Below are 5,989 nucleotides of genomic sequence, written 5' to 3' on the forward strand. Positions count from 1 at the left end.
ATCCAACTCCCCATACGACAACGACACATCACCACACACCACCGCCACCGCACCCGGAACACACCCCACCCGCTCCTCGAACAACACCGGCAACGGGGCAGGTACCGTGGCGGCAGGTCCGCGATGCTCGACGGGAAGTTCCCTCTCCCGCCCGGCCAGCACATCCAGTCGGCCGACCGGTGACGTCGGCTCGCTCACGAGGGTGCGCAGCGCTCGCAGCAGGCGCTCGCCCAGAGCGATGGTGGTTGCCCGGTCGAGCAGGTCCTGCCGGTGGGAAAGGCGCAGGGTCAGCTCGGCTCCCGGATTGACCATCAAGGTCAACGGGTAGTGCGTGGCGTCCCGGCCCCGCATGCCCGCGATACGGAGCTCGCCGGCCCCCGAGGTCTCAGCGACGGCTCCGCCCGGTGCGGAGGGATAGTTCTCGTAGATGAGCAGTGAGTCGAACATCGGGGTGTCCCCGCGCAGTTCGCAGAGCTGTTTGATGGACGGCAGGTCGTAATGGTGATGAGCCATGAGTCCGGCCTGCTCGCGCTGGACCCGGGTCACCAGTTCGGCGAGCGTTTCCGCGGGGCGCAGCCGAACCCGTACGGGCACGGTGTTGATGAAAAGGCCGACCATCGACTCCACACCGGGGACGTCGGCGGGCCGTCCGGAGACCGTGGTTCCGAACACCACGTCGTTGCGTCCGGTGAACTGGGCCAGCACCAGTGCCCATGCCGTCTGCACCATGGTGCTCGGAGTGGCACCGAGGCTCCTGGCCCGCTGTGTCAGCGACGCCGTGGTGTCCGCGTCCAGCGTGAGTTCCAGTTGCTCCGGCAGAGCGGGGGCGGCCCCCGCGACCGGGGGTGCGAGCAGTGAGGGCTCGTCGAATCCGTCCATCATCGCGGCCCAGGCGGTGCGGTCGGCGGCGCGGTCCCGTCGTGACAGCCATTCGAGGTGGGTGCGCGGGGAGCGCACAGCGGGCAGTCCGGACGCGTCGCCTCCGGTGCCGTAGAGGGCGACGAGGTCGCGGAGCACGATCGGCTGCGACCATCCGTCGAACAGGAGGTGGTGATGGGACATCACGAACACGTGCTTGTCCGCGGCAAGTCGGATGTACCGGAACCGCACCAGGGGTGGGGTCATGAGATCGAAGGGCTCGTACCGGTCGGCCTTCAGCACCTCATCGAGGCGGGCTTCACGCTCCGCTTCCGGGTGGGCGCTCAGGTCGTGCTCGTACCAGGGCAGCGGTACTTCCTTCGGTATGAGCTGCACCGGTCGGCTCAGCCCCTGGTGGCGGAAAGCGGCCCGCAGCCCGGGGTGCCTGGCGAGCAGGGCCCGCGCGGCCGCCCGCAGCGACGGTACGGACAGGTCGCCTTCGAGGTCCACCGTCAGCTGTACGGCATAGACGTCAGGGGCGTCCCGGTCGTAGAGCCGGTGAAAGAGCATGCCCTCCTGCATCGGGGAGAGCGGCAGGATGTCCTGCAGGCCTGAGTTGCTCATGAAGTCCTCCACTCGGCCTCGATGGCGTCGATCTCGTTCTGGCTCAATCCGGCACCCAGCAGGTCCGAGGGGGTACGGCCGCCCGCATCGGGGTTGTCGGCATGGTCGGCCAACGCCTCCAGCGCCTCGAACCAGGTACGGGCGAGGTCGGCGATCCGGTCCGGTTCGAACAGGCCGGTGGCCCAGGTCCATACCGCGGTGAGGGCGGGCCCTTCCTCGTACTCACGCACCACGACGTTCAGCTCCACCGGGTGGAGCAGCGGGGTGCCCGAGTCCTCCGTGTCGCCTGCGACGCGCAACGGCGGCTCGACCCGCTGCCCCTTGGTGCGGCCGAGGTAGTTGTAGGCGATCTGCGGGGCGGGGAGTGCCGCCAGGTCACCTGCGGTGTCCGGGTTGAGGAAGCGGAGCAATCCGTAGCCCGTTCCCTCTCCCGGCACGGCCCGCAGTTGTTCCTTCACCGCCTTGACCGCCTGTCCGGCGCCGGCACCGGCCCTCAGGGCGTCGCCGATGTCCACACCGCCCAGGTCCAGCCGTACCGGGTGGACGCTGGTGAACCAGCCGACGGTGGTCGTCAGGTCGGCTCCGGGCATCAGTTCCTCGTCCCGTCCGTGGCCCTCCACGTCCACCAGGAGTGCCGAGCCGTTGCCGCGCCAGCGGGAGACCGCGAGGGCGAGGCCGGTGAGGAGTACGTCGTCGACGGCGGCGTGGAACGCGGCCGGGACGGTGGACAGGACCCGTTCGGTGACCTCGGTCGTCAGGGTCAGGGAGAGCTGTGCCGAGGACCCGACCACGTCACGGGTGGAGTCGAAGGGCCGGTTGCCCAACGGGTGGTCGGGGCCCGCGAGCAGGCGCTTCCACACCGCTGCCTCGGCCACCCGTTCGGGGCTGCCTGCGGCCCTGTGCAGGGCGCGTGTCCACTGGCGGAGCGAGGTACCGATGGGGCGCAGGTCGGGAACCCGGTCCTCACGCAGCGCGTTCCAGCATTCGATCAGTTCGGGGAGCAGGATGCGCCAGGACACCTCGTCGACGGCGAAGTGGTGGATGGCTAGCAGGACCAGCCCCGGCTCTCCGGGGCCGCGGTCGAACCAGACCACTTCGACGTTGCGTCCCTCGCGGGGATCGAGCCGGGCCCTGGCCTCGCCGGTCTCCGCCGCCGTGCGGGCGGCCCCGCCGTCGGGTTCCGTGGTGAGGTCGACCCTGCGCACCGCATCGGCCAGGTTCACCGAGTCCGGGTCCTGGATCTCCAGGGACAGTCCGCCGCCTTCCCCGACGAGCCGCAGCCGCAGCGCGTCGTGCCGCCGGACGATCGTCTCGACGGTGGTGCGGAGCGCGTCGAGGTCGCCGCCGGCCGGCAGTTCCAGCAGCCGTGACTGGGCGAACCGTTCGACTCGGCCTCCGCGTCCGGTGAACCAGCTGAGCACCGGCGAGACGGGCAGCGGGCCACCAGCGCCGTTGTCTTCGTCCCCGTCCCCGTCGCCGGACAGCAGGCCGGCTCCTGCCGCTGCTTCCGCGGACCGGGCTGCGGCGGCGAGCGTTGCCGGGGTCTGGTGCGTGAAGACGTCACGGGGGTTGAGGCCGAGGCCCGCGGCGCGGGCACGGCCGATCAACTGGATCGACGTGATGCTGTCGCCACCGAGGTCGAAGAACCGGTCGTCGGGTCCGACCGAGTCGAGGCCCAGTACCTCGGCGAAGAGCGTGCACAGCAGTTCCTCGCGGTAGCCGCGAGGCGCGGACGACGCCTCGTGCCGCGGCTCGGGCAGGGCGGCACGGTCGATCTTGCCGCTGGGCGACAGTGGCAACTCGTCGAGTACGACGTATGCGGAGGGTGTGGTGTAGGCCGGCAGGTGGGTCGCGACGAAGTTCCGCAGTTCCTCCTGGTCGAGTATCACCCCTGGTTCCGGTACGGCATAGCCGACGAGCCTGTGGTGTCCCGGCCGGTCCTCCCGGACAGTGACCGCGGCCTGTGCGACGCCGGGGAAGCGGAGGAGTACGGACTCCACTTCGCCCAGCTCGATCCGGAAGCCGCCGAACTTCACCTGGCCGTCGTGGCGTCCGGCGTACTCCACCGTGCCGTCCAGCCGCCTGCGGGCAAGGTCTCCGGTGCGATACATACGGTCCCCGGGGGCACCGAACGGGTTGGCGGCGAACCGCTCCGCGGTCCGGTCCGGCGCGCGGTGATAGCCGCGGGCGAGTCCCGTCCCGGCAATCCACAGCTCGCCGACGACGCCCGGCGGTACGAGGCGCATCCGGTCATCGAGGATGTACAGCTGCTTGTTGTCGAGGGGGGTGCCGATCGGTACGACACCGAGCGCTGGGTCGGCCCGGTACTCCCATGCGGTGGCCGCGACGGTGATTTCGGAAGGTCCGTAGGCGTTGATCACCCGGTGCCGCGCGGACCAGCGGCGTGCGGTGGCCGGCGGGCAGACGTCGCCGCCCATCGTGACCGTGAGTCCGGCCGGGAACTCCTCCTCCGGGAGGCTGGATACGACTGCGGGCGGCAGCATCATGTGCGTCACGCCGGTTTCGTCGACGAGCCGGGCGACTTCGGTGCCCAGCGACTGGTCGCCCGGCGCCAGGACGACCGCGGCACCGGTCAACAGCGCGCTGAAGACGTCCCAGACCGAGGCATCGAAGCTCATGGACGCCATCTGCAGGAGACGGCTGCCACGCCCGATACCCAGACGGTCGGCGGTGCCGGCCACCAGGCTGGGTACGCCGTCGTGCGGGATCACCACCCCCTTGGGGCGCCCGGTGGATCCGGAGGTGTAGACCATGTACGCGGGGCTGAGCGGGGAGATCGTCACCCTGGGGGCGCTCGCGTCACCGTCGAGCATCACCGCCGCGACCTCGGGGTCGTCGAGCAGCAGCACCGGGGTACTGTCCTGGGCGACCCGCTCGCGCAGCGCGGACTGGGTGAGGATCAGTGCCGACGCGCTGTCCTCCAGCATGAGCCGGATGCGCGCGGCCGGGTAATGGGGATCGATGGTGACGAACGCGCCTCCGGCCTTGAGGGTCGCCAGCAGCGTCACGACCCAGAGCTCGGAACGCTCCACGGCGACGGCGACGAACGTCTCCGGCCCGACGCCCCGCCGGGCCAGCAGCCCGGACAGCCGGTCGGACCTTCGGTCGAGCTCGGCGTAGGTCAGCGCGCGCCCGCCGAAGACGACGGCGATGTCCTCGGGGGCATCGGTCACGACGCGCCGGAACATGCCGGTCGCCGTGGTGTCGTCGGTGTCGCACGCGGTGTCGTTCCACTCCCTCAGAACCTTGTCACGCTCGACGGGCGTCAGCACGTCGTACACGGACAGGTCCCGGTCGGGCGCCATGGCGAGCGACTCGATGAGGTGCACGAAGCGGCGGGTGAGCGCGGCGACCGTGTCACGGTCGAACAGGTCGGTGTTGTATTCCAGGAGCCCCTGCAACCCCATATGGCTGCCGTCGTCCCCGTGCAGCTCGGCGAAGCCGAACACCAGGTCGGACTTGGCGGTGCCGATCCCCACGGCCTCGGGCGTCGCGGTCAGTCCGCCCAGTTCGTCGGGCACGGCGTTCGCACTGTGCTCGCGCTCGTTGTTGAGGGTGAGCATGACTTGGAAGAGGGGGTGGCGGGAGAGGGAGCGTTCGGGGTTGATGAGGTCGACGAGGCGTTCGAAGGGGAGGTCCTGGTGGGCGTAGGCGCCGAGGTCGGTTTCCCTGGTCCGGGCGAGGAGTTCGCGGAAGGTGGGGTTGCCGGACAGGTCGGTGCGCAGGACGAGGGTGTTGATGAAGAGGCCGACGAGGTCGTCGAGGGCGTCGTCGCCGCGTCCGGCGATCGGGGTGCCGATCGGGATGTCCTCACCGGCTCCGGAGCGTGACAGGAGCAGAGCGAGGGCGGACTGGAGCACCATGAACACCGTGGCCTGCGAGTCCCTGGCCAGTGCCGCCACCGACTGGTGGACGGCGGCCGGAACCGTGAACTCGACCCGGTCACCGTGGTGGGACGGGACAGCCGGCCGGGGGCGGTCGGCCGGGAGAACGATCTCGGCCGGGAGTTCGGCGAGCTGCCTCTGCCAGTAGTCGATCTGCCGGGAGATCAGGCTGGCCGGATCGTCCTCGGAACCGAGGAGTTGCCGTTGCCAGAGCGCGTAATCGGCGTACTGCACCGGCAGCTCGGACCACTGCGGGACATCACCCACCACACGCGCCTCGTACGCAGCGCCCAGATCGCGCATCAGCGGACGGGTGGAGGAGCCGTCGGTGGCGATGTGGTGGATGAGGAGGAGGAGGGTGTGCTGGGTGGGGGCGGTTTCGAAGAGTGCGGCCCGCACGGGTATGTCACTGGTCAGGTCGAACGCGTACCGGGCAGCCGCGGCCAGCCGGCCCGGCAGATCGTCCTGCGTGACGGTCTCGACAAGCCACGGCACCGCCACCCCGGCATCCAGCACCACCTGATGGACGCCCTCACCATCCTCGGCGAACACCGTCCGCAGACTCTCGTGCCGACCCACCACATCATCCAGCGCCGCCCGCA

General features: G+C 70.2%; 2 protein-coding genes. Both read right to left on the reverse strand.

All coding sequences use genetic code 11. The annotated features are described in order from the left end of the window. The coding region (locus ACZ3IC_RS33935; RefSeq protein ID WP_467422542.1) for a condensation domain-containing protein at window positions 1–1,482 on the reverse strand (1,482 nt) is incomplete at its 3' end. Beyond that, window positions 1,479–5,978 carry an amino acid adenylation domain-containing protein gene (locus ACZ3IC_RS33940; RefSeq protein WP_467422544.1) on the reverse strand — a complete coding sequence of 1,500 codons (4,500 nt, stop codon included), beginning with the start codon at window positions 5,976–5,978 and terminating at the stop codon, window positions 1,479–1,481. The genes ACZ3IC_RS33940 and ACZ3IC_RS33935, both read right to left, overlap by 4 nt. Between the last annotated feature and the right edge of the window lie 11 nt (window positions 5,979–5,989).

The organism is Streptomyces sp. NPDC002958 (genome assembly GCF_055563255.1).